We start from the raw sequence: 20,530 nt of genomic DNA on the forward strand, positions 1-20,530 counted from the left end.
TAAGACCGCCCGCGGCAATAAGGCGGCGGCCGCCTGGCTTGCGACCCACAGTCCGCCGGCGCCGCGTCGCTTGACTTGGGCGCACGCCATCGCGCTTTATCTGCCGCGCCCTCAATACACCCTCATCGGCCCCTTGTTTTGGATATGCTGATTAAAGCGCTCATCGCCTGCGTCGTCGGTCTGGCTCTCGGTCTGTGGGCGACGGCGCTGAGCTTGCGCAGCGGGCGCGGATTTGACGCGACGACCATCGGCGCGTGGACGGTGTCGGAGAAGGCGGGCGCCCCCGACGCCGACCCCTACACCCGCGCTGGTCTGGAGCGCAGCGGCGAAATTCCCCTGGCGGCAGGCGAAGGGCTGCAATTCATTGCGCGCGCGGACGACACTGGCGCGGCGCTCAATTCACGCTGCACCTATCTTGTCGGTCGTGTGACGCCCCCTGCCCGCTACTGGACCTTGAGCCTGGTCGATCGACAAGGTTTTCCGGTTGAAAATCCGGCGGCGCGTTATGGATTTCGGTCGAGCGAGATTGTGCGCGACGCCGACGGCGGTTTCGTCATCGCGGTTGCGGCAAGCGCGCATTCGGGCAATTGGCTGCCCATCGGATCCGAAGGCCGCTTTGCTTTGGCGCTTCGCCTTTACGATTCGCCTGTCAGCGCGACGGCGGGGGCGATCGAGAAGACCGCGATGCCGCGTATTTCCAGGGAAAGCTGCCGGTGAATCTCAAGCGGCGCGCGACCGATATCCTGATGATCGCGCTTGGCGCGGCGATGATCGCCGCGCTGGTGCATATTGTCGCCATCCTCATCATTCCGCTCTATGCTTCGCGCGACGCCTTTGCGCGATTGAGTCAGCTTGGGCCGGTCAATGCGACGATCCTGTTGGCGCAGCCAGGCCCGCAAGCGCGGCTGCTTCCTTACGGCGACCCCGCGGTCGCCAGCGCTTTCTGCCGCTTCGACCTCGGCGCCGGCCCGTTGCGGGTGAAGGCGCCGGCGGACCCATCGGGTTTTGCTTCGCTGTCGTTCCATACGCGGCGCGGCAGCATCTTTTATGCGATCACCGATAAAGCGGCGACGCATGGCGTGCTGGAGGCGCTGGTGCTTACCGAAGATCAATTGCGCGCGGTGGCGGCCAAGGACGACGAGGACGTCCCTGTGCAGGAATTGCGCATCGTATCCCCCACTAATGCGGGCTTTGTGGCGATGCGTTCCTTCAGCGAGCAACCGAGCCTCTATCCGCGCGCGGAAAGCACCGTGCGCGCGCTGAACTGTGCGACCGAGGCCAGCCCGGAATGATCGCGCCGACAGCCTGTGGACAGGGGTTCGCGTTAGCGCGATGCTCGCGCGACTGACCGCTCGATGACAAACGCCGCCGGGATACTGCTGACGTGACAACGCTTCTCTTGACCCATCCTGCAAGCTACGGCCACCAAATGGGAGCGGGCCATCCTGAACGACCGGACCGGATTCGCGCGATCGAGCAAGCGCTTGAGCACGAGACGTTTCAGGCGCTGGCGCGCGCGCAGGCCCCCCGCGTATCACGCGCCGCGTTGCTGCGCGTGCATCCTGAAGCCTATGTCGCAGCCATCGAGGAGGCGGCGCCGAGCGAAGGATTCACCCGCCTCGACGCCGACACTTCGATGTCACCCGGCACGCTAGAAGCGGCGATGCACGCAGCGGGCGGCGCGACTTTCGCCGTCGATGAAGTGATGAGCGGGCGCCGCGCCAACGCCTTTGTCGCGACGCGGCCGCCCGGCCATCATGCAGAACGGGCGACTCCAATGGGCTTTTGCTTTTTCAACAGCGCCGCCATCGCGGCGCGCCACGCCCAGGCGGCCCATGGCGCCGGGCGCGTCGCGATCGTCGACTTCGACGTTCATCACGGCAATGGCACACAGGATATCTTCTGGGACGATCGAAATGTGATGTATGGCTCGACCCACGAAATGCCGCTTTATCCCGGCACAGGAGCCTTGGGTGAGCGCGGCGAACACAATCAGATCGTCAATGCGCCGCTGCGCGCCGGCGATGGCTGCGAAGCGTTCCGCGAGGCGTTCGAAGTCGCGATCCTGCCGCGCCTGGAGGCGTTCAGCCCGGACCTGATCGTCATTTCGGCCGGCTTTGACGCGCACCGGCTCGATCCGCTCGGCCATCTCGATCTGGTCGAGGCTGATTATTCCTGGGCGACGCGGCGCCTGATGGCGATCGCGGACAAAAGCTGCAAGGGGCGCGTGGTTTCCCTGCTCGAGGGCGGCTATGATCTTGACGGCCTGTCGCGCTCCGTCGCCGCCCATGTCGCCGCTTTGATGGGAGCGTGAATGGCGATGCGCGCCGAAGTCCTGCTCGACCGCACCCGCAGCGGGAATAATTGGCGAACCGCCTTTCGATTTGGGGACGGCCGCATTATTTGACGTTTCGCCCCGCCAGCGTAAACCCGTCGCGCCGATCCAGCGCCTCTTGAGAAACAGGAGCAAAAATGCCCACCGCACCCGCTAAAGCCTATGACGCGTCCGCCGCCGAGATTTTCAAGCGGCCGATCGATCCAAAGGTCGGCATCGGCCACGTCCACCTCAAAGTCGCCAACATCGAACGGGCTTTGGCGTTTTACTGCGGCGTGCTCGGTTTCTCCCTGGTGGCGCGTTATGGCGCGGAAGCGGCGTTCATCGCGGCGGGCGACTATCACCACCATATCGGCCTCAACACCTGGGAAAGCCGCGGCGGATCGCCGCCCGCGCGCGGGACCACGGGACTGTTTCACCTCGCCATTCTCTATCCGACCCGCGCCGCGCTCGCCGACGCGTTGCGCCGTCTGGCGACAGCGGGAATCCCGCTGGACGGCGCCTCCGACCATGGCGTCAGCGAAGCCCTCTATCTGCGCGACCCCGACGAAAACGGCGTCGAACTCTATTGGGACCGTCCGCACGAAGAATGGCCAAAAACAGCCGAAGGCGGTATCGAGATGTATACGCGCCGCCTTGACCTCGAGGGGCTGCTGAAGGAAGGCGCTTAAGACAGCGGCTGAGCCAGGCGGTCGTCTCCGTCGGCCGCGCCCGTCAGGCGCGGCGTGAAACTGGCGCCTGAATTCCGATCTGGCGCACGTCCCGCTCCTCTTTGAGGCAGCCCAGTCCCACAAGCGTCTCGCGCACCGCTGCATGGAGCGGCGTCGCCGGCAAGTCGTCGCCGAGGAAAGCTTTGAGCTTGCCGCCGTCGAGCGAAATCGTCTCGCGCCAGAGGTAGCGCATCTCCGCCATTTCATGGAACAGCCGTACGAAGGGCTGCAGTGCGACGACGAGCGGCCAGGGGAAGGGCCAGGCGCGCAGGCGAGGATTGCCCGTCGCCGCACGGATCGCCGCCGCCATTTCGCCCGGCGCCAATTGATGGCCGGCAAAATGAAACACTTCGAAATCGCCAAGCTCGCTCTCGCGATCCATCAGGCGCGCGATCGTCTCGCCGACATCGGGGAGATAGCCCCAGGCATGGCTGGCGCCGCGGCGCGCGGGATCGATGATCCGCTTGACGGGCGCGCCCGGCTGCACCATCGCTGCCGAGAAAAAGCTGTTGCCGGTCGTGTTCGGCCCAAAATAGTCGCCCGCGCGCACGATCAGCGCCGGCGCGCCCGCCCCGGCCGCGGCCTGCAGCCGCTTCTCCATCTCCACCCGGATCGCGCCCTTGCGGGTCGTCGGACGCTGGGCTGAGTTTTCGCGCAGCACGGGGAAGGCGTCTGGACCGTAGTTGTAGATCGTTCCCGGCAGCACAATGCGCGCGCCGACCGCTTTGGCGGCGGCGATCGTATTGTCGACCATGGGCAGCACCTGGGTCGCCCAGTTGCGATAGCCCGGCGGGTTGGCGGCATGGACGATCAGACCAGCGCCTTGCGCGGCGCGCAGCACATCGGCCGCGTTCATCGCATCGCCGGGTATCCATTCAACGCCGGCCTTCGCCGGCTGCGGGCGACGGGTGAGGCCGCGCACCGACCACCCGTGACGAACGAGCGCGGCGGCCGTTTCTCCGCCGACGCCGCCCGCCGCGCCAATGACGAGCGCGATCTTTTTGCTGGATTGGGACATGAGGAATCTCCTTTGCGCCCGGTCAAACGACTTTGACGTCGACTATCCCTCTTCCCGAACCATCCGTGAATTGCCTAATATCATGCAGTTGATATACATATATGTATGACTGAGCCGGACTGGAGCCATTACCGCGCGTTTCTCGCCGTCTTGCACGAGGGCAGTCTTTCGGGCGCAGCGCGGGCGCTGGGGCTGACCCAGCCGACGCTCGGGCGTCAGATCGCCGATCTCGAATATAACCTGGGCGCCGCCTTGTTCATCCGCTCGCAACGCGGCCTGGTACCCACCGATGTCGCGCGCGACATCTCCCCGCACGCCCGGGCGATGGCGGCGGCGGCGAGCGCGACGATGCGCGCCGCCTCCGGCGGGGCGCGCGAGAGCGCGGGAACCGTGCGCATCACGGCGAGCGAAATCATCGGGGCCGAAGTGTTGCCCGCGCTGCTCGCCGGTTTTCATCGCGCCAATCCCGCCGTGACCATCGAACTCGCGCTCTCCAATCGCGTCGAGGATCTCTTGCAAGGCGAGGCCGATATTGCCGTGCGCATGGTGCGCCCGAGCCAAGCGGCGCTGGTGGCGCGGCGCATCGGCGCGGTCGGTCTCGGGCTTTACGCCCATCGGCTTTATCTCGAGGCTTTCCCAGCGCCGGCGACAGCCGTGGCGCTGCTGACAAGCGATCATGCGCTGATCGGCTTCGATCAGGAGACGCCCTTCTTACGCGAGCTTTTGACCCGCATGCCGATCGCGCGCGAATCCTTCGCATTGCGCACCGACAGCGACCTCGCGCAGATCGCAGCGATCCGCGCCGGCTTTGGCGTCGGCTTCATCCAGCACGGCGTCGCGCGCCGCGATCCCGATCTCATCCCTCTCTTCCCGGGCGAGATCGGCTTCAGCCTGGAAATGTGGCTCGCGCTGCACGAGGATTTGCGCGCGAGCCGGCGATTGCGGCTGATGATGGATCATCTGGCGACGGGTCTGGCCGAATATGTCGCGCGATCCCAGTCGTGAGCATGGTCAGGCCAGTCCCATGCGCTGCTCGGTAAACGCGAGATATTGCTCGTCGGTCATCGTCTTGCGCGCGGCGACCAGGGCGACGGCGTCCTCGCCGGCGACATAGAGCGTCTTTCGAGTTCCATCCGTGGCCGCCGCATAGATGCATTCGGCAAGATATTCGCTCGTCGAACGGGCGCTCTGCCGCGCGCGAAAAGCCGCGACCACCTTGGCGATAGCGTCCGCATAAGGCTGGCCGTCGCCGCTAAAAGTGAGCGCGAGCGAACGTCCGCCGAAATCGGTCGCGACGCCGCCCGGCGCCACGACTTTCACGCGAACGCCAAACGGCGCGAGCTCGAAATTCAGCGATTCCGAGAAGCCGACCACGGCGTATTTGGTCGCATGATAAAGTGAATTCAGCGGAAAGGTCGTCAACCCGCCGATCGAGGAAATATTGACGATGACGCCCGAGCGCTGTTCGCGCATTGTCGGAAGCACCGCGCGCGTGACGTCAAACAGGCCGAACAAATTGGTCTTGAACTGTCGTTCGATGAGTTCGTCGGACGCCAATTCGAAGGGGCCGAAAAGGCCGTAGCCGGCATTGTTGACGAGCGCGTCGATCTGGCCGAAAGCGGCCAAAGCGTCCGCAACCGCTTTGGCGATCGACGCCTTATCGGTCACATCGAGCGCGAGGAGTTTGATGTTTGGAATGTCCTTGAGATGGGCGGCCGCCGCCGGATTGCGCATTGTCGCCGCGACGCTCCAGCCCTGAGCGGCGAAATGTCGGGCGCAAGCTTCGCCGATGCCGGAAGAACAGCCAGTGATGAGAACGGTTTTCATTTAGCGAATCCTTATTCGGTTAAAGAGCAAGCAATTCAAGGGGCGCCATTGGACTGTGTCATTTATGCCTTGATGGCGTCCCAGCAGAGAGCGAAAGCAATATCCAGGGTTTGCTCGTCGGACTTAATATCCTTTCGGCGTATAAGCTCAGCGGTCTCGCGGGTTGAACCCATGAATAGCGCCGTCATCAGCGAAGACGGCGCATTCTTCAATATTTCCTGACGCTTTCCCTCTTCAAGGAAATCCAGCCACTCTTGCATCAGATTTGAAAACAGAGCGTGATTGCTCGCGCTGCGCCATTGCGAATTGGAATATTGCTGCTGGAATATGGCCTCCGCATAGTGATCGAGGCGATTTCTCATCGAATTTCGCCAAAGTGTGCGCGCCCGCCTGCGAAAGGGAAGACGGGCGTCGTACCCCTTGAGAAGACGGTTCGCCGTCGCCGTCTTCGACTTTCGGTAGAGGTCGTTGATCAATTCTTCCTTTGAAGAATAATAGACATAAAGGGTTCCTGTCGCGATGCCCGCGGCGCGCGCAATATCGGCCATCGTCAATCCGCTGAGGCCGACCTTTTCCACAAGGCCGAAAGTCGCATCGACAATCGCCTGAAGTTTCTCGTCATCCTTAGGTTTCATCCGCCCCTGCGTTTAGATGAATATATATTCGGAGTCAAGGCGATCTGAAAGTCCTCATTGGCCCATCCGCCGTGATCGGACGACGCCGTCTGATCGAAGGGCCTGAAGGGCATAAGGAAACACCCTGCCGCGGCTATCGGCCGTATGGAAGCGGACATGAGGCGCGTCTGCCTGGCTGCAAATTCTTCACGTCTCTCGTCGCGCTTCGACTGGCGCTGCGGCGCAACATAAATAGTGCATTGCAATAGTCATATTTTTGCTTGACTGATAATAATCTTGTCCGCTCTATTAGCAATAGGTCGGCCGAACACGGCGACTGGGGAGACGATCAAGGAGAACTTAGATGGTATCTATCTCGCGCCGTATGGCGCTTATGGCGACCGTGGCGATCGCCGGTTTCGCCGTCACCGCGGCTATGGCCGATGGCCTGCCGCCCCTCAAGCAGAAAGCAACCTACAAGGTCGGCTTCGCGCAGACCGAAAGCAACAATCCCTGGCGCCTCGCGCAGACGGCGAGCATGAAAGACGAAGCCGCCAAGCTCGGCTGGCAGCTTGTCTACACCGATGCGGCCGGCTCCGCGGCCAAGCAGGTGGCCGACGTCAACAGCATGATCGCCCAGGGCGTCGATGCGATCTTCCTTTCGCCTCGCGAAGAGAAGCCGCTGATCCCCGCCGTCATGGCCGCCAAGAAGGCCGGCATTCCGCTGTTCCTGATCGATCGCAGCGTCGACCCGAACCTCGCCAAGGCTGGCGTGGACTATGTGACCTTCATCGGCTCCGACTTCCTGCTCGAAGGCAAGCAGGCTGCCGACTGGCTCGTCAAGAAGGTCGACGGCAAAGGCATCATCCTCGAAATCGAAGGCTCGACCGGCTCTTCGCCCGCCAACGACCGCAAGAAGGGCTTCGACGACGTCATCGCCCAGAACCCTGGCTTGAAAATTGTCGCTTCGCAGACCGGCAACTTCAACCGCGACGAAGGCCGCAAGACCGCTGAGGCGCTGTTGCAGGCTCATCCCGAGGCCAACATCATCTTCGCGCACAATGACGAAATGGCGATCGGCGCCATTTCGGCGATTGAAGCGGCGGGCAAGAAGCCCGGCAAGGACATTCTCGTCGTGTCGATCGACGGAGAGAAGGATGGCTTGCAGGCGATCATCGACGGCAAGATGGGCGCGACCGTCGAATGCAATCCGAAGTTCGGTCCGGCCGCTTACGCCGCCGCGATCAAATATTCGAAGGGCGAAAAGATCCCTGCGACGATGACGAACACCGATCGCTTCTATGACGCCAGCAACGCAGCGGCGAGCATCGCCGACTCGTACTGAGGTCATCTAAGTTCATTGGCCTCCCCAGGTCCGCCCGCCACTTGACGAATCTCGTCGGCGGGCGGACCATTTTGTTGTCCAGGCATGAGACGGGCTGATATGACCGCGTCGGCGACTTCCCCATCGGTTTCTCCTTTGCTTTCGATGCGTTCGGTCAGCAAGGCGTTTGGCGGCATTCCAGCCCTCTCCGAGGCCTCGCTTGAGGTCGCTCCGGGCGAAGTCCAAGCGCTAATCGGTCAGAACGGCGCCGGCAAATCGACCATGATCAAGATCCTGACCGGCTATATCGGTCGCGATAAGGGCGAAATTCTTTTCGACGGCGCCCCTTTCGAAGCGCGCTCGCCGCAGGATGCGCAGAACAACGGCATCAGCACGATCTATCAGGAAATCAATCTCGTACCCTTTCGCTCCGTCACCGAGAACATCTGTCTCGGACGGGAAAGCCGCCGCTATGGCCTGCTCGATTGGCAAGCGATGCACGAGCAAGCGCGCAAACTGCTGGCGCGATTCAAAATCGATCTCGATGTGCGCAAGCCGTTGCTGCGGTTCAACACCGCGACCCAACAGATGGTCGCCATCGCAAGAGCCATTGGCTTCAAGGCGAAGCTAGTCATCATGGACGAGCCGACCTCCTCGCTCGACGAACGCGAAGTCGCAGTGTTGTTCGACGTGATCCGCCAGTTGAAGGCTGAAGGCGTCTCGGTTGTTTTCGTCAGCCACAAGCTCGACGAGCTTTATGCGGTGTGCGACCGTGTGACGATCATGCGCGACGGGCGGACGGTGAAGACCGCCGACATGGCTTCCATCGGCAAGCTTGAACTCGTCGCCAGCATGCTGGGACGCGACATCGCGCAAGTCGCCAAAAGCGCCACCGCCTTTGGCGATCGGCGCGGACGCATCGGCGATGTCGTGCTCACCGCCAACAGTCTGGCCGCCGGTCATAAGGTTCACGATGTCTCTTTCAGCGTGAGGCGTGGCGAAATCGCCGGTTTCGCTGGCCTTCTGGGCGCCGGCCGCACCGAAACGGCGCGGTTGGTTTTCGGCGCTGACCCGTTGCAATCAGGCGCCTTGTCCCTCGACGGCGCGGCGATTCATCCGCGCGAGCCGATCGAGGCGATCAAGGCCGGCATTGGCTTTTCCTCCGAAGACCGCAAACTGGAAGGCATTGTGCCGGAAATGTCGGTGGCGGAAAATCTGACCCTCGCTCTCATGCCGCAGCTCGCCAGGGCCGGCATCGTCGACGACGCCAAGCAGCGCGCCATTGTCGAGAAATTCATTCAGCGGCTCGGCGTCAAATGCAGCGGGCCCGACCAGAAAATTCGAGAGCTTTCGGGCGGCAATCAGCAAAAGGTTCTGTTGGCGCGATGGCTCGCCATGAATCCGAAGTTGCTCATTCTTGACGAACCGACGCGCGGCATCGATGTCGGCGCAAAAGCGGAGATCCAAAGCCTCATCAAGGAACTTGCCGATCAAGGACTTGCCGTATTGATGATTTCTTCCGAACTCGAAGAAGTGCTCGAAGGCTCCGATCGCGTCTTTGTCTTGCGCGAGGGGCGAAGCGTCGCCGAATTTTCCCACGCCGAGGCGACCGAAAGCGCCGTCATGACCGCTATGGCGCACGGCGATAGCGACCTCGTCGCCGAAGGGAGCGCGTCTTGAGCCAGGTCCAGACTCAAGGGCCTACAGCGGCGACCCGGCGGATCGATGCGCTGGCTGCGGTCATGCGCTATTCGACGTTAGGAGCGCTTGTCGCGCTTCTTATCTTCAATGTCCTTTTCACGCGCCATTTCCTGGCGATGCAGACGCTCGACGTCAATCTGACGCAAGTGGCGGCGATCGTCATTGTCGGCGTCGGCATGACGCTGGTGATCGCGACCGGCGGCATCGATCTTTCGGTCGGCTCGCTTATGGCGATTTCAGGCGCGATCGCGCCGATCATTTTCCTGAACAAGGTCTTCAATATCGGCGAAATCCACCTCGCCGTCGCGGTCGCGATGATTGTCGCTGTTTTGCTCGCCGGCGCATTCGGCTGGTTCAACGGTTGGCTGATTACGCGTTTCCGCATTCAGCCGATCATCGCGACCCTGGTGTTGTTCATCGCCGGGCGCGGTATCGCGCAGGTGATGACCAACGGGAATTTGCAGCCCTTCAAACTGGATGCGTTCCAGTGGATCGGCCTTGGCCGCCTGTTCGCTATAACGGACGTGTATCGCGGCCTGCCGATCCAAGTCGCGATCATGATCGTGCTCGTCGTGGTCGCCGCCTGGGTGCTCAAGCGCAGCCTGTTCGGCCGACAGATACTCGCCATTGGCGGCAATGAGCGCGCCGCGCGCCTGTCAGGCGTGCCGGTCGCGCAAGTCAAGCGCTGGGTCTATTGCATCAGCGGCCTTTGCGCCGGCGTCGCCGGACTGGTGGTCATCGCCATCAACTCGTCGAGCGACGCCAACCAGGTCGGGCTCGGCATGGAGCTTGACGCCATCGCCGCGGTCGCGGTCGGCGGCACGCTGCTCAGCGGCGGGCGCGCGACCATCACCGGCACGCTGATCGGCGCGCTGATCATTCAACTTGTGCGCTACACGATGCTCGCCAATGGTGTCCCCGACGACGTCGCCAAACTCGCCAAGGCGGCGTTGATTGTGGCCGCGGTCTGGCTCCAGGGCCAAGGGAGGGCCTGAGCCGTGAAAAAAACATCGATCGCATCTGTTCTCTCAAGCCAGGGCGTGCTGATCGCTTTGGCGGCGCTCATCCTGTTCGGCTGGCTGCGTTACGATCATTTTCTCGGGCTGTTCAACATAACCTCGGTGCTCCGTTACAATTCGATGTTCGCACTGGTGTCGCTGGGCATGTGCTTCGTCATCATGACTGGCGGCATCGATTTGTCGGTCGGCGCCACCGCGGCGCTCGGCAGCGTCGTCTCGGCGCTGCTCAGTCCCTACGGCACAATGGCCGGAACGCTCGGCGGCGTCGGCGCGGGGCTCTGCATCGGCCTCATCAACGGCTTTGTCATCGTCAGGCTGCGCATCCTGCCCTTTATCGCCACGCTCGCCGCGATGCTGGCGGCGAACGGCGCGGCGCTGTTGCTCGCCGGGGATCAATCGGTCTCGGTGTCCTACGACAGCGGGTTCACCGATCTCGGCCAGGGCGACTTTTACAATATTCCGATCCCCGCGCTGATTGCCGCGATCCTTTACGTCGTGGGTTCGATCGTTCTCAATTTCACCAGCTCAGGCCGTACGGTGCTGGCGATCGGCGGCAATGAAGATGCGAGCCGCATGATGGGTCTACCGGTCAACCGCATCAAGTTTCTGGTCTATGTCGTGAGCGGCGGCCTGTCGGGATTGGCCGGCGTCATCCTCGCGTCCCAATTTGGCGCGGGACAGCCGATCGAAGGCGTCGGTTGGGAATTGTTCGCCATCGCCTCGGTCGTCGTCGGCGGCACCTTGCTGACCGGCGGCCTCGGTTCGGTCGGCGCCACTTTGGCCGGCGTGATGCTGCTCGGTCTGATTTTCAACGTGCTGAATTTCGAGAACGGCATGGGATTCATCTCCCTATCCGCCTATTGGCAGTCGGTGATCCGCGGCGTGTTCCTGTTGATTGTCGTTATCCTGCAATCGCAACTCACAGGGCGGGCGGAGCGCGTGGAAGCCCGCTAAATTCTAGCTGTCGATCCCCTCCACCGCCGAAATCTCAATGCCAAAGCCCGCCAGCCCGACATATTTGCGCGGGCTGTCGGTGCGCAGGCGGATCGAGGAGACGTCGAGGTCGCGCAGGATTTGCGCGCCAAGACCGATCTCCCGCCATTGATTGGCGCGCGCGCCCTCCGAACCCGCCGGTTCGGCGCCGGCGAGATTGGCGGGCACGCCCGCCGAACCGTCGCGCAAATAAACCAGCACGCCGCGCCCCTCGTCCTTGAAGCGCTGCAAAGTGCGCGGGATAATGCCGCCGCCGAATATGTCGCCCAGAATATCGGCCCGATGCAGCCGGGCGGGCACATCGCGCCCGTCGCCCACATGGCCATGAACGAAGGCGAAGTGCAGGACGGAATCGAAAGGCGTGCGATAGGCATAGCCTGAGAGTTCGCCGATCGGCGTCTTGACCGGGAACGTCCCAACGCGCTCGACCAGCTTTTCGCGCGACTGCCGGTAGGCAATCAGGTCGGCCACCGAAATGCGCTTGAGATTGTGCTTGGCCGCGAATTCCGCGATCTGCGGTCCGACCATCACCGTGCCATCGTCATTGGCCAATTCACAAATCACCGCGACCGGCGGGACAGCGGCAAGTTTACAAAGATCGACGGCCGCTTCCGTATGGCCTGAGCGCATCAGGACGCCGCCTTCCTTGGCGATTAGCGGAAAGACATGGCCGGGGCGGACGAAATCATTCGCGCCCATATTGCCGTTGGCGAGCGCGCGCACGGTATTGGACCGCTGCTCGGCCGAAATGCCCGTCGTCAAGCCGTGGCGCGCGTCGACGGAAACAGTGAAGGCGGTGCCAAGCGGCGCATCGTTCATCGCCACCATCGGGTTGAGATTCAAGCGCTGCGCGTCCCGCGCGGTGAGCGGCGCGCAAACGATGCCGCAGCAATTGCGGATGATGAAAGCCATTTTCTCGGGCGTGCAATGCGAGGCGGCGACGATCAGGTCGCCTTCGTTTTCGCGATCGTCGTCGTCGGTGACGACGACGATTTCGCCCCGCGCGAAGGCTTCGACCGCCTGGGTGACGTTATGCGACATTTCAGTTCCCTGGTTTGGAGCGGGGGCAAGCGCGAGAAAATCGTTGGGCGTAACGGCGCCGCGCGTCTGGGCGAGGATTTGCTCGGCCGTCTCGCGCGAAACCCAGGCGCCCTCGTCCTTGCAGATCTGCGTGACCGCGCCAGGCGAAACGCCGATACGGCGCGCAAAATCCGAACGCTTGACGCCATTGCGGATGAGCCAGTCGGCGAGCTTCATGGCGAAGACATAGGATGAAAGAGTCTTTAGTTCAACTAAAGATATGAAATAATTTAAATGAAAACGAAATTTCCCAGTAAATTCATTTCTCCTCGGTCGTGACGCCGACGCCCCCTGTTGTAAGCGGGCGCCCAGCGCTTTGCGCATCCTCGACCTTATCAAGGCGCATCAGGGCCAGCGCCCGCCCGTTCGCCGCCGAACCCAGCGTTCCGATGGACGTTTCCCCCGCCAGAACCGGCGTCCCCCGCTCCGGGGCGGCGCCCGCGAGCGTCAGGCGCACGATCCGCTTACGCGCGCCGCCACGATGGTGCATGCGCGAGACGACTTCCTGGCCGACATAGCAGCCCTTTTCGAAATCGACGCCATGCAGCAGGTCGAGATTCGCGTCGTGAGGAAAAATGTCGGCATAAGCGAAATCGACGCCGCCCTTGGGCACGCCCAGCTTGATGCGATGCGCTTCGTAGTCGTCGACGTCACTGTTGGCGAGGGCGGCGGCTTGCGCGCGCGGCAGAATCGCCCTTGAGCCAAGCCGTGGGTCGCGCGGATCGACGTAGCATAGGCCTTCAGCCGCCCCATCCGTCATGGCGGTGGACTGTTCGAGACGCTGTTCGCCTTCCTTCCAGACTGCGATCACAGCATGATCCGCGCTCTCATCCGAGATCGTCACTTTGGCGCGCAAGCGATAAAAGCCGAGTCGCTTGGCGAGTTCGCCAGCCTGCGCGGCTGGGCAGTCGACGAGAAAGGCCTTCCCAGACTCGGCGCCGACGCGCAGGACAAGAAAATCAAACAGGATTTTGCCCTGCGGCGACAGCAGCGCGGCATAGCGCGCTGCGCCGACCGCCAGGCCTTCCACGTCATTGGTCAGCAAGCCCTGTAGGAAACTCGCGGAATCCTCGCCCGCGACCCGCAAAACGCCCCTATCTTCGAGCAGGGTCCTATGGATTGTCATTCTGTCAGTCTCCGGGGGCGCTTGCATCTTGCGTGCGCCTTAGTTAGTCCGCCAGTCGTCGCACGCAAGCTTGGGAAACGTCTATGCCGCAGATCTTCGATCTCATCCTTCGCGGCGGAACCGTCGTCAATCAGGATGGAATCGGCGCGCGCGACATCGGCGTCGCACGCGGCCGGATCGCGGCGATCAACGACCTCGCCCAGGCTTCGGCCGGCGAAATCATCGACTGCCGCGGCCTGCATATCCTGCCCGGCGTGATCGACAGCCAGGTGCATTTCCGCGAGCCCGGCGCGACGCATAAGGAGGATCTGGAATCGGGCTCTCGAAGTGCGGCGCTTGGCGGCGTCACCGCCGTGTTCGAAATGCCCAATACCGATCCGCTGACCGTTTCGACCGCCGCGCTCGAAGACAAACTGGCGCGCGCCAAGAACCGCATGCATTGCGATTATGCGTTCTGGGTCGGCGGCACGCATGACAATGTCGGCGACATTCCCGAACTCGAGCGCCTGCCGGGCGCGGCCGGCATCAAAGTGTTCATGGGCTCCTCGACAGGCAAGCTGCTCGTCGCCGACGATGCGGGCGTGCTCGAAATCCTCAAGAAGACGCGCCGCCGCGCCGCCTTCCACAGCGAGGACGAAGCGCGGCTCAACGCCCGCAAAGGACTGCGGGTCGCCGGCGATCCCACCTCCCACCCGGTCTGGCGCGACGAAATCGCCGCGCTCCAATGCACGCAGCGCCTCATCGCGCTCGCCCGGCAAGCGCATGCGCGCGTCCATGTCCTGCATATTTCGACATTGGAGGAGATCGATTTTCTCCAAGACGCCAAGGATGTCGCGACTTGCGAGGCGACGCCGCATCATTTGACGCTGGGCGCCGAGGATTATGCGCGCCTTGGAGCGAAATTGCAGATGAACCCGCCGGTGCGCGGCGCCCAGCATCGCGAAGGAATCTGGCGCGGAATCGCGCAAGGGATCGTCGACGTGCTCGGCTCCGATCACGCGCCCCATACGCTTGCCGAAAAGGCCAAGCCCTATCCCGATAGTCCGTCCGGCATGACAGGCGTGCAGACGCTTGTTCCCGTCATGCTCGACCATGTCGCCGCTGGACGCCTCACTTTGCAGCGTTTTGTCGACCTGACGAGCGCCGGCCCGGCGCGCATCTTCGGCATCGCCAGCAAGGGCCGCATCGCCGCCGGCTATGACGCCGATTTCACCATCGTCGACCTCAAGCGCGTCGAGACGATCCGCGACGCCTGGATCGCCTCGCACTGCGGCTGGACGCCCTATGACGGGAAGACAGTCATCGGCTGGCCGGTTGGCACGATTGTGCGCGGGGCCCGCGTGATGTGGGAAGGTGAGTTGACAGCGCCCGCGCAAGGGGCGCCGGTGCGTTTCGGCGAAGCGCTTTAATCGGAGAAACTCGCAATGGCGCGCAAACTTATTCTGGACTGCGATACCGGCACTGACGACGCGGTCGCCATTATGCTCGCGGCGCTTCATCCCGATCTTGAACTTCTGGGCGTCGCCACCGTCAACGGCAATGTCGAAGTGGCGCGATGCACGAATAACAGCCTCCGCACCCTCGACTGGATCGGCCGCGGCGACATTCCCGTCTATGAGGGGCTGGCCAAGCCGATCGTGCGCAGCGACTTTCCCGTGCCGCGCGCGCTAAAGCGCGACGCGAAGGTTCATCTCGCCACCCTGCCCTTTCCAGAAGCCCGCTCCATCAAGCAGCCGCTTTCCGCCCCCGAATATCTCGTGCACACATTCGCCAAAAGCCCGGGAGAAATCGTGCTGGTCGCGGTCGGACCGCTGTCCAATCTCGCCGCCGCCACCGCCCTCGATCCGGCTTTCGCGGGCAATGTATCGGAACTCATCATCATGGGCGGCGCGATCGACAAATCGAACATCACGCCTTCGGCCGAGTTCAATATCTGGGCCGATCCCGAGGCCGCGGCGGTCGTGATGGAGGCGGCGTTTCCCAAGATCACGCTGGTCCCGCTCGACGCCACCCATCAAGCCCTCATTTCCCTCGATCAATGCGCGCAATTGCGCGCGCTCGGCACCAATGCTGGCGAGGCCGCCGCGCAACTCGTCGAATTCAGGATCGGGGGCTATGAGGCGAATCAGCCGACCGGCGTGCCGCAAACCGCGCCCGTCCACGACGCCGTCTGCATCGCCGCGCTCGTCGATCCCCAGGTGATCGATACGAAATTCCTCAATGTCGTGATCGAGACACGCGGCGAATATACGATGGGCCGCACCGTAGTCGATCACGAGAAGCGGACGACGCGCGCGCCCAATTGCCATGTCGCGCTCAACGCCGACCGGGCGAGGTTTTTCGATATGCTGATGACGACGTTCGCCAAACGTACGACATAGCCGCCAGGCCGCTGCCGCGCGCGCGATCGATCAGAAGAATCGCATAAGGGGGGGGACAACTTGGCTGGCTATGATTACATCGTCGTCGGCGCGGGTTCGGCCGGATGCGTGATCGCCGCCGGGCTCTCCGAAAGCGGCGACGCGCGGGTGTTGCTGCTTGAGGCGGGCGGGCCCGATTCCAATCCTGATATCCATATTCCGGCGCATGCCTGGCGGCTCTGGATGACGGAAGATGACTGGCGGCTGCCGACAGCCCCGCAAGCGGGCGCCGCCGGCCGCGCGCTCTATCTGCCGCGCGGTAAAGTCCTGGGCGGCTCCAGTTCGATCAACGGCATGATCTATATCAGGGGCAATCGCGCCGACTACGATCACTGGGCCTATCTGGGCAATGCCGGCTGGGACTATGAAAGCGTCCTCCCTTATTTCAAGAAGTCGGAAGATTATTGGGGCGGCGCCGGACGCTATCACGGCGCCGACGGATCGCTGAGCGTCTCGCGGATCGAAGCGCCCAATCCGCTGACCGAGGCTTTCCTCGACGCGGGGCGCGCGCTCGGCATCGAACGCAACGACGATTTCGCGGGTGAATCCGCCCTCGGCATCGGGCTCTGCGATCTGACCGTCAGGGACGGCCAGCGTTGCAGCGCCGCGGCGGCGTTCCTGCGGCCCGCCATGAATCGCGGCAACCTCACCGTCCTCACCCAGGCGCACGTTCGCCGATTGGTTATCGAGGGCAATCGCTGCATGGGCGTCGAATATTGGCATGAGGGGGCTGTGCGGCGCGCCGAAGCGAGCGGCGAAACCATCCTCAGCGCCGGCGCGTTCGGTTCGCCCAAACTGCTGATGCTGTCGGGCGTGGGCGACGCCGGTCATCTCAAAACGCTCGGCGTTCCCATCGTACAAAATCTGCCCGGCGTCGGCCGGAATCTGCAAGATCACTTCCTGACCTTCGTCATCCACGAGGCGAAAAAGCCCGTTCCGCCGCCGCGCCACAATATTCTGGAGGCGCATCTTTTCGCCAAGACGGATTCGCGCCTGATCGGCCCCGATCATCAGCCGCTTTTCATGAATATGGCGCCGCCCCTGCCCTATCTCGACATCCCGCCGAACGCTTATGCGATCGCGCCTGGAATCATCCGGCCGATCTCGCGCGGCGAGATGCGTCTGACCAGCGCCGATCCCGATGCGGTCCTGCATATCGATCCCGGCTATCTCCGCGAGGAGGCCGATGTGAACGCTCTGGTGCATTCGCTAGAAGTTTCGCGCGAGATTCTCAACAACGCCGCCTTCGCCGAATGGCGCAAAGCCGAGGTCTGGCCGCGCAAGAGCGACAGGCAATCGCTGCAGGCCTATGTGCGCGAAGTGTCGGAGACCTATCATCATCACGCCGGGACGTGCCGGATGGGCGTCGATGCGGCCAGCGTTGTCGATCCGCAATTGCGCGTCCATGGCGTCACAAGTCTGCGCATCGCCGACGCCTCGATCATGCCCGATGTCGTCAGCGGCAACACCAACGCCCCTTCCATCATGATCGGCGAGAAAGCGTCGGACCTCATCCGCGCGTCGGCGAGATAAGCGACGGCGCGGCGAACGCATGCTCGTGATTCCGGCGTCCGCGCAAGCGCGCCGGATCAGCTCCCCGAAGCGTTGGGGTTACGCCAAGCGCGCTCGAAGGGCAATCGCCAGGCATGGGGAGCGACGAGCTGGTGGACCGACTTCGGCCCCCAGGAGTCGGGCGCGTAAAGACGAACCGGCGGCGGCGCTTCCAGCAGGGGGATCGACACTTCCCACAGCCGCTCGATGCCCTCGGCGGTCGTGAACAAAGTATGGTCGCCGCGCATCGCATCGAGAATGAGGCGCTCATAGGCTTCGAGCACCTCGCCGATCAGGCCCGTCTCGTTCAGTGCGAACTGCATGCTCAACTTGTCGAGCCGCATGCCGGGGCCGGGCCGCTTGCCGTAGAAGGACAGCGACACTTTCGAAGCGTCCGCGAGATCGAACGTCAAATGATCCGGGCCCTGCGCGCCGACGCCCGACCCCACCGGAAACATGCTCTTGGGCGCTTCCCGGAACGCGATCGAAATGATCCGCTGCCCCTCGGCCATCCTTTTGCCCGTGCGCAGGAAGAACGGCACGCCGGCCCAACGCCAATTGTCGATCATGCATTTCAGCGCGACGAAGGTTTCGGTGTCGGATTCGGGGTCGACGCCTTCTTCAGCCCGATAGCCCGCATATTGGCCGCGCACGACATCTTTGGGCTCGATCGGCAGCATGGAGCGGAAGACCTTGTTCTTTTCCTCGCTGATCGGCTCCGGCAGCAAAGCGGTCGGCGGCTCCATCGCCATGAAGGCGAGAATCTGGAACAGATGGGTCACCACCATGTCGCGATAGGCGCCGGTCGCCTCGTAGAAGGCGGAGCGTTTGCCCAGGCCCAAGGTCTCGGGAACGTCGATCTGCACATGGTCGATGAAATTGCGGTTCCAGATCGGCTCGAACAAGCCGTTGGCGAAACGGAACGCAAGGATATTCTGCGCCGGCTCCTTCCCGAGAAAATGGTCGATGCGGAAAATCTGGTCCTCGGAAAAGACCTCGTGCAGCCGGGCGTTCAGCACTTTCGCGCTCGCCAGATCCGTGCCGAACGGCTTTTCCATGATGATCCGCGACCGCTCGACGAGACCCGCTTCCGCCAGCAGCTTCACGGCCGACAGGGCCGCTGCGGGCGGCACGCTGAGATAATGCACGCGGCGGCTTTCGCCGCCCAAATCCCGCTCCGCCTTCTCCACCGCCGCCTTGAGGGCCTCGGGACCGGAGGCCATCGGCACATAGTCCAATATCCCGGAAAAGGCCGCCCAGTCGGCATCGCTGGCCTTGCGGGGGGAGAATTTATCGAGCGCGCCGCGCGCGATCGCGCGAAAACCTTCGACGTCGATGGAATCCAGCGAGACGCCGATGATCCGGCAGGCGGGAATGAACCCGGCGCTGCATAGATGGAATAGGCCGGGCAGCAGCTTGCGCTGAGACAGGTCGCCCGTGGCGCCGACGAGCACGAGAACCTGCGGATATTTCGGACCTACTCCCGGAGGAATCTTAGCCAAAGCGCCCATCCTGTCGTTGCGATGCCCCGCCGCGCCGGCGGTCGGATTTGATCGATATCATGCAATGTCGGCGCCGCTTGCAACCTATTTCGTCAGCGCCCGGGATTACCGCTAACGGCGCCTATTTGCCGATTTTCGTTCGATTTAATGCGCAACTGTGACGAGATGAACTCATTGCGACATTTCCCGAACCGAGGCCGCCTGCGCCTCGCTCCGTCCTCACGCCCCAAACAGCGCCACCAGCCTCCGCCTCATCACGCCCGGCTCGACATCCACCCCGGTCCAGTGCTTCACGCCAATCACGCCCTGATTGACGAGCATGCCGAGACCGTCGAGCGTGCGGCAGCCGCGCGCTTGCGCCTCGCGGATTAGCAAGGTGCGCGGCGGATTGGGAATGACGTCGGCGACGATCATCGCGGGGCGCAAACTCGCCAGATCAAGATCGAGCCGGCCTTCGACATCGGGAAATAGGCCGATCGAAGTGGCGTTGATCAGAATGTCGGCGTCCTCGGCCGCGCGATAGGTTTTATCCCAGGCGACGAAATCGCCGCGGGCAGGCGTCTTGTCGTTGATCAGCGCGACAAGTTCGCGGCCGCGCGCGGGATCGCGATTGACGATGGTGATCGCGCTGGCGCCGGCGAGCGCCGATTCCACCGCGACGGCGCGCGCGGCGCCGCCGGCGCCAAACACAATGAACGTCTTGCCCTTCGGGTCGGCAAGCGTGCGCAAAGATTCGACAAAGCCCTTGCCGTCCGTATTCTCGCCGACAAGCCGCCCCTGCCGGCGGACAACGCAATTGACGGCGCCGATCGTCGCGGCCGATTCGGCGAGTGAATCGAGATGCGCGATGACCGCGATCTTGTGCGGGATCGAGCAATTGAAGCCGAGCCAACCCATCGCCTTGGCGCCGCGCACGGCGGCGCCAAGATCGGCCGGCGCGACCTCGCAATTGATATAGCGCGCATCAATCCCATGATGCGCGAAAGCCGCTTCGACCATCGCGACCGTGGGATTCTCCGCGGCGGGCACGGCGAAGGAGCCGACAAGCTGGCTGAGGAAATTATGGGTTTCAGGCATGGGCGCCTCGGGCTTTGCTTGTTCACCGAACAATCGATCGGCGAGCAACGCAACAAAAATCTCTGGTCTTCGCAATAGCAAAGATAAAGAAATCCTGCGTCGCCGAGGCCCGCCAGTCGAAGGCGCCGTCAAATTGCATCCAACGAAAATCTACGCGACATCGCCGGCGGTCTGTGCCAGCGCCGCAGAGCGTGTTAATTTCTGAATTGATCTTGCTCTGGGGTTGTTCATTC

Annotated in this window: 19 protein-coding genes; 12 read left to right on the plus strand and 7 right to left on the minus strand. The window is 63.0% G+C overall.

Annotation, left to right across the window (positions count from 1 at the left end; all coding sequences use genetic code 11):
* The first annotated feature begins 144 nt into the window (after positions 1-144).
* The 4 genes from GSQ90_RS30355 to GSQ90_RS30370 all read left to right on the plus strand — a co-directional run bounded on the left by GSQ90_RS30355 (position 145) and on the right by GSQ90_RS30370 (position 3,006).
* Complete coding sequence (locus tag GSQ90_RS30355; protein WP_158818712.1) at positions 145-717, plus strand: DUF1214 domain-containing protein; 573 nt, start codon at positions 145-147, stop codon at positions 715-717.
* Positions 714-1,292 carry a DUF1254 domain-containing protein gene (locus tag GSQ90_RS30360; protein WP_158818713.1) on the plus strand — a complete coding sequence of 193 codons (579 nt, stop codon included), beginning with the start codon at positions 714-716 and terminating at the stop codon, positions 1,290-1,292. The genes GSQ90_RS30355 and GSQ90_RS30360 overlap by 4 nt, the downstream gene beginning before the upstream one ends.
* Positions 1,293-1,384: 92 nt before the next feature.
* The gene (locus GSQ90_RS30365; RefSeq protein ID WP_158818714.1) at positions 1,385-2,314 is read left to right on the plus strand and encodes a histone deacetylase family protein; all 930 of its coding nucleotides are present in this window, start codon (positions 1,385-1,387) and stop codon (positions 2,312-2,314) included.
* A gap of 158 nt (positions 2,315-2,472) precedes the next feature.
* On the plus strand, positions 2,473-3,006 hold the full coding sequence (locus GSQ90_RS30370; protein WP_174247550.1) for a VOC family protein: 534 nt from the start codon (positions 2,473-2,475) through the stop codon (positions 3,004-3,006).
* A 43-nt stretch (positions 3,007-3,049) separates the two neighbouring features.
* On the opposite strand, the gene GSQ90_RS30375 is transcribed toward GSQ90_RS30370, so the two are convergent.
* Entirely contained in the window at positions 3,050-4,063 is a 1,014-nt protein-coding gene (locus GSQ90_RS30375) for an NAD-dependent epimerase/dehydratase family protein (RefSeq protein WP_158818715.1), read from the minus strand.
* A 105-nt stretch (positions 4,064-4,168) separates the two neighbouring features.
* Between GSQ90_RS30375 and GSQ90_RS30380 the strand changes: the two genes are divergently transcribed.
* Positions 4,169-5,068 carry a LysR family transcriptional regulator gene (locus GSQ90_RS30380; RefSeq protein ID WP_158818716.1) on the plus strand — a complete coding sequence of 300 codons (900 nt, stop codon included), beginning with the start codon at positions 4,169-4,171 and terminating at the stop codon, positions 5,066-5,068.
* A gap of 6 nt (positions 5,069-5,074) precedes the next feature.
* Here GSQ90_RS30380 and GSQ90_RS30385 read toward each other — a convergent pair whose 3' ends face one another.
* A complete protein-coding gene (locus GSQ90_RS30385) occupies positions 5,075-5,890 on the minus strand; it encodes an SDR family oxidoreductase (protein ID WP_158818717.1) in 816 nt (271 codons plus the stop codon).
* Between the two features lie 62 nt (positions 5,891-5,952).
* Positions 5,953-6,525 carry a TetR/AcrR family transcriptional regulator gene (locus GSQ90_RS30390; RefSeq protein WP_158818718.1) on the minus strand — a complete coding sequence of 191 codons (573 nt, stop codon included), beginning with the start codon at positions 6,523-6,525 and terminating at the stop codon, positions 5,953-5,955.
* A 343-nt stretch (positions 6,526-6,868) separates the two neighbouring features.
* Here GSQ90_RS30390 and GSQ90_RS30395 point away from each other — a divergent pair, with 343 nt between their 5' ends.
* From GSQ90_RS30395 to GSQ90_RS30410, 4 genes are all read left to right on the plus strand, one after another.
* Positions 6,869-7,849: an ABC transporter substrate-binding protein gene (locus GSQ90_RS30395; protein WP_158818719.1), complete on the plus strand. Its 981-nt coding sequence runs from the start codon at positions 6,869-6,871 to the stop codon at positions 7,847-7,849.
* A 99-nt stretch (positions 7,850-7,948) separates the two neighbouring features.
* Positions 7,949-9,508 carry a sugar ABC transporter ATP-binding protein gene (locus GSQ90_RS30400; RefSeq protein WP_246731843.1) on the plus strand — a complete coding sequence of 520 codons (1,560 nt, stop codon included), beginning with the start codon at positions 7,949-7,951 and terminating at the stop codon, positions 9,506-9,508.
* Positions 9,505-10,524 carry an ABC transporter permease gene (locus GSQ90_RS30405; RefSeq protein WP_371418509.1) on the plus strand — a complete coding sequence of 340 codons (1,020 nt, stop codon included), beginning with the start codon at positions 9,505-9,507 and terminating at the stop codon, positions 10,522-10,524. The genes GSQ90_RS30400 and GSQ90_RS30405 overlap by 4 nt, the downstream gene beginning before the upstream one ends.
* A 3-nt stretch (positions 10,525-10,527) precedes the next feature.
* Complete coding sequence (locus tag GSQ90_RS30410; RefSeq protein ID WP_158818720.1) at positions 10,528-11,502, plus strand: ABC transporter permease; 975 nt, start codon at positions 10,528-10,530, stop codon at positions 11,500-11,502.
* A gap of 3 nt (positions 11,503-11,505) precedes the next feature.
* Here the strand turns inward: GSQ90_RS30410 and ribB are convergent, their stop codons facing one another.
* Positions 11,506-12,798, minus strand: coding sequence for a 3,4-dihydroxy-2-butanone-4-phosphate synthase (gene ribB / locus GSQ90_RS30415; RefSeq protein ID WP_158818721.1), 1,293 nt, complete (start codon positions 12,796-12,798; stop codon positions 11,506-11,508).
* Positions 12,799-12,880: 82 nt separating this feature from the next.
* On the minus strand, positions 12,881-13,741 hold the full coding sequence (locus tag GSQ90_RS30420; protein ID WP_371418511.1) for a folate-binding protein YgfZ: 861 nt from the start codon (positions 13,739-13,741) through the stop codon (positions 12,881-12,883).
* An 89-nt stretch (positions 13,742-13,830) separates the two neighbouring features.
* On the opposite strand from GSQ90_RS30420, the gene GSQ90_RS30425 reads away from it, so the two are divergent.
* The 3 genes from GSQ90_RS30425 to GSQ90_RS30435 are packed head-to-tail and all read left to right on the plus strand — an operon-like array spanning position 13,831 to position 17,700.
* On the plus strand, positions 13,831-15,156 hold the full coding sequence (locus GSQ90_RS30425) for a dihydroorotase (RefSeq protein WP_158818723.1): 1,326 nt from the start codon (positions 13,831-13,833) through the stop codon (positions 15,154-15,156).
* A gap of 15 nt (positions 15,157-15,171) precedes the next feature.
* Positions 15,172-16,128: a nucleoside hydrolase gene (locus GSQ90_RS30430; RefSeq protein WP_158818724.1), complete on the plus strand. Its 957-nt coding sequence runs from the start codon at positions 15,172-15,174 to the stop codon at positions 16,126-16,128.
* A 60-nt stretch (positions 16,129-16,188) separates the two neighbouring features.
* Entirely contained in the window at positions 16,189-17,700 is a 1,512-nt protein-coding gene (locus GSQ90_RS30435) for a GMC family oxidoreductase (protein ID WP_158818725.1), read from the plus strand.
* A 56-nt stretch (positions 17,701-17,756) separates the two neighbouring features.
* Here GSQ90_RS30435 and zwf read toward each other — a convergent pair whose 3' ends face one another.
* Positions 17,757-19,229, minus strand: coding sequence for a glucose-6-phosphate dehydrogenase (gene zwf, locus GSQ90_RS30440; protein WP_158818726.1), 1,473 nt, complete (start codon positions 19,227-19,229; stop codon positions 17,757-17,759).
* Between the two features lie 210 nt (positions 19,230-19,439).
* Positions 19,440-20,297, minus strand: a complete 858-nt coding sequence (aroE, locus tag GSQ90_RS30445) for a shikimate dehydrogenase (protein ID WP_158818727.1) — start codon at positions 20,295-20,297, stop codon at positions 19,440-19,442.
* Positions 20,298-20,530: the final 233 nt, after the last annotated feature.

This window comes from Methylocapsa sp. S129 (assembly GCF_009765995.1).
Classification (GTDB): Bacteria; Pseudomonadota; Alphaproteobacteria; order Rhizobiales; family Beijerinckiaceae; genus Roseiarcus.